Genomic DNA, 3611 nt, shown 5'->3' on the forward strand with positions numbered 1-3611 from the left:
GGCCCGTCCCGGCGCCCGCGCCGGCGGTGGAGGAGACCGCGCCGCCGGTGGCGCCGGTGCCCGCCGCGGAGCCGGCCGGGAGGCCGGAGGGGCCGGCGGTGGCGCAGGCGTGGGCGCGGCTGCTCGCGGCGATGGTGGTGGTGATCGGGGTCGGCGTCGCGGTGATGATGCCGATCATGGGCCTGCTGCTGACCCTGGTCGCGGTGACGGCGCTGCGGGCGGCGACGTCCGACACGGTCGCCGGGTGGGCGTCGGCCTTCGGACGGACGGCGCTGACCGTCCCGTACGCGGCGGTGCTGGCGGCGGCGGTGCCGCTCGGGCTGGCGGCGGCGTCGGTGATCGGCGGGGAGATCGACTCGCTGGGCGCCTGCGCGCTCGGCGCGGGGGCGGGGGCGGCGGTGCTGTGGACGGCGCCGGGTGTCAGCGCGCCGCGCCGGCAGCTGGAGCGGATGTTCATGGCGGTCGCGGGCAGCCCGCGGCGGATCGCGGTCGCGGGGGTGGCGCTGGGCGTGCTCGCGCTGGTCGCGGTGGTCGGGGCGATGTCGCTGATGCCGAGCTTCGCGCCGATGTACGGGCTGCAGAGCACGCTGGAGCGCTCGATGGACCGGCTGCAGAACGCCCTGGACCGCGGGTGAGCGGTGCCCGCGTCACGCCGTCCGCTGGACGGGACGGGCCCGGCAAACCCGGTGGGCACGTGGGTAAGGTCTCACGAACTGGGATTTGCCAGTAGGCTACCGATGAGTAACATTTGTCGTGCACGGCCGAACCGGGGACCCGGCTCCGAAGCACGTTCGGGTGTTTGGCAGGCTGTGACAGCGAAACGCATGTCCGCGTCGACCCGTCATGGGCGGCGCCCCTCTGTCCGCTTACCCCAGCGGCCAACTGAGTGCAGGGAGGTCGGCCACCGGCCATGAACATCGTCGTCCTGGTGAAGCAGGTTCCCGATACGGAGAGCCCGCGCAAGCTGAAGTCCGATGACAGCACGCTCGACCGCGCTGCCGCGGACGGTGTCATCAACGAGCTCGATGAGTACGCCATCGAAGAGGCGCTGCGCATCAAGGAGGCCCAGGGCGGCGAGGTGACCGTTCTGACCATGGGCCCGGACAAGGCCACCGACTCCATCCGCAAGTCGCTGGCGATGGGCGCCGACAAGGCCGTCCACCTCGTGGACGACGCCCTCGCCGGCTCCGACGCGCTGCAGACCTCCTACGCGATCCAGCAGGCCCTCGGCCGCACCGGCTTCGACCTGGTGATCCTCGGCTCGGAGTCGACGGACGCGCGCACCGGCGTGCTCGCCGCGATGCTCGCCGAGCGGCTCGGCGTGCCGCAGGTGTCGCTGGCCAACAAGGTCGAGATCGACGGCTCGTCCATCAAGGCGCAGCGCGTCACCGACTACGGCTTCGACCGCGTCGAGGCGACCCTGCCCGCGGTGGTCTCCGTGGTCGAGAAGATCAACGAGCCGCGCTACCCCTCGTTCAAGGGGATCATGGCGGCCAAGAAGAAGCCGGTCGAGACGCTCGGCATCGCCGACGCCGGCATCGACGCCGCGCAGGTCGGCCTGGCGAACGCGGCCACCGAGGTGGTCGACTTCGCCGAGGCCCCGCCGCGCGCGCAGGGTCAGATCGTCACCGACGAGGGCGACGGCGGCGTGAAGATCGCCGAGTTCCTCGCGTCGAAGAAGTTCGTCTGACCGAGGAAGGGGATTAGAACAATGGCTGAGATTCTCGTCCTCGTCGACCACGTCGACGGTGAGGTCAAGAAGGTCGCCCTCGAGCTGCTGACGCTGGCGAACAAGCTGGGCGAGGCCTCCGCGGTATGGATCGGCCCGGGCGCCGACGGTGCCAAGGACAAGCTCGGCGAGTACGGCGCCGCGAAGGTCTACGTCGCCGCCGACGAGGAGCTGACCTCCTACGTCGTCGCGCCGAAGGCCGCGCTGCTCGCGCAGCTCGTGGCCGACAAGTCGCCGGCCGCGGTGCTGGTCTCCGCGACCGCGGAGGGCAAGGAGATCGCGGGCCGCCTGGCGGTCAAGACCGGCTCCGGCGTGCTCACCGACGTGGTGGACGTCGCCGACGGCTTCGTCGCCGAGCACTCCATCTTCGGCGGCGGGATCATCGCGCACGCCAAGGTGAAGACCGGCACGCCGATCATCGCCGTGCGCCCGAACTCCGTCGCCCCCGAGGCGTCCCCGGCCACCCCGGCCGAGGAGGCGGTGTCGGTGACCCTGTCGGACGCCGACAAGGCCACGAAGATTGTGGAGAAGGTCGTCCAGGAGAAGGGCGAGCGCCCGGACCTGACCGAGGCCGCGATCGTGGTCTCCGGCGGCCGCGGCGTCGGCGGCGCCGAGAACTTCAAGATCATCGAGGGCCTGGCCGACTCGCTCGGCGCGGCCGTCGGCGCGTCCCGCGCCGCGACCGACGCCGGCTGGTACCCGCACTCGTTCCAGGTCGGCCAGACCGGCAAGACCGTGTCGCCGCAGCTGTACGTCGCGGTCGGCATCTCCGGCGCCATCCAGCACCGGGCCGGCATGCAGACCTCGAAGACCATCGTCGCCATCAACAAGGACCCCGAGGCGCCGATCTTCGAGCTCGTCGACTACGGCGTCGTGGGCGACCTGTTCCAGGTCGCGCCGCAGCTCACCGAAGAGATCAACAAGCGCAAGTGACCTCTCCCGGACGCCCCGTCCCCGGAACGCTCCGGGGGCGGGGCGTCCGGCGTGTCAGGAGCGCGCCGGCCGCGGGTACGGGACGGCCGCCAGCAACTCCGGCTTGATCATGTCCTTGACCTCGGCGTAGGGGACGGTCGTGTCCTCCTCGCCGCACGCGGACGCGTAGCCGAGCAGCGCGCCGTAGAAGGCCACGCGCAGGCCGGTCGGCGTGAGCGCCATGCTGACGTCGCCGGTCCCCACGAACGCCGACGGGTTGTCGGTGCCGTGCGGCTGGATCGGCCCGGTCCCGGCGTCGACGTCGCTGTAGCAGTAGGTGCCGTGGGGCAGGTGCGCCTTGATCTTCCGGTCCAGCGGCGCGAGGCCCTGCCGCGTCGGGACGCGGAACAGGTCGAGCGGGCGGTAGGCGGCACCGGTCCGCAGGTCGACGGTCACGGCGGGCGAGTGGTCCCAGCCGGTTCCGCGCTCGCCCTGGAGGGAGACGGTGTACCAGACCGACAGCAGCCGGTCGCCGCGCATCAGGATCGCCGCCTTCACGACGTCGGTGTAGCCGCCCCTGCCGATCCCGGCGAGCCCCTTGCGGGTCTTGGCCCACCGCTCCTCGAGCGGCGCCCGCAGCGCCGCGTTGATCTTCCGGACGAGCGCGGGCCGCCCGCCCGAGACCGTGACGACCTGCCCCCGCGCCTGGAACGTCATCCCGCGGCCGAGGTCCTGCGGCGGTTCGTTCAGCGCGGCGAGCGCGGCCACGATCGGCTTCGGCTCCGGCTTGTCCTTCGCCTCCGCGACGTAGACGGCCGCGCCGGCGCCCGCCGCGACGACGGCGGCGCCGCCCGCGACCGCCGCGGCGCCCTTCGCGCCGAGCGCGCCGAGGACGCCCTTGCCGGCCGTGGCGGTCCCGGCCGTCCCGGCGCTCGCGCCGGATCCGCCCGCGGCGCTCGCGGCGCCCGCA

Annotated in this window: 4 protein-coding genes; 3 read left to right on the forward strand and 1 reads right to left on the reverse strand. The window is 72.9% G+C overall.

Features of this window, described 5'->3' with window-relative positions; translation table 11 throughout:
* From amrb99_RS49040 to amrb99_RS49050, 3 genes are all read left to right on the forward strand, one after another.
* The coding region (locus amrb99_RS49040) for a hypothetical protein (protein WP_206700420.1) at positions 1-635 on the forward strand (635 nt) is incomplete at its 5' end.
* 275 nt (positions 636-910) lie between these two features.
* On the forward strand, positions 911-1690 hold the full coding sequence (locus tag amrb99_RS49045) for an electron transfer flavoprotein subunit beta/FixA family protein (RefSeq protein WP_151591051.1): 780 nt from the start codon (positions 911-913) through the stop codon (positions 1688-1690).
* Between the two features lie 21 nt (positions 1691-1711).
* Entirely contained in the window at positions 1712-2662 is a 951-nt protein-coding gene (locus amrb99_RS49050; RefSeq protein WP_190868970.1) for an electron transfer flavoprotein subunit alpha/FixB family protein, read from the forward strand.
* 54 nt (positions 2663-2716) lie between these two features.
* On the opposite strand, the gene amrb99_RS49055 is transcribed toward amrb99_RS49050, so the two are convergent.
* Positions 2717-3611, reverse strand: an 895-nt coding sequence (locus tag amrb99_RS49055; protein WP_190868971.1) for a hypothetical protein, incomplete at its 5' end; no start/stop codon positions are given.

This window comes from Actinomadura sp. RB99 (assembly GCF_014706005.1).
Lineage (GTDB): Bacteria > Actinomycetota > Actinomycetes > Streptosporangiales > Streptosporangiaceae > Spirillospora.

Excerpts from the sequence above, each read along its gene's own strand:
- amrb99_RS49045 (WP_151591051.1), top strand. The coding sequence starts at position 911 with ATGAACATCGTCGTCCTGGTGAAGCAGGTTCCCGATACGGAGAGCCCG.
- amrb99_RS49050 (WP_190868970.1), top strand. The coding sequence starts at position 1,712 with ATGGCTGAGATTCTCGTCCTCGTCGACCACGTCGACGGTGAGGTCAAG.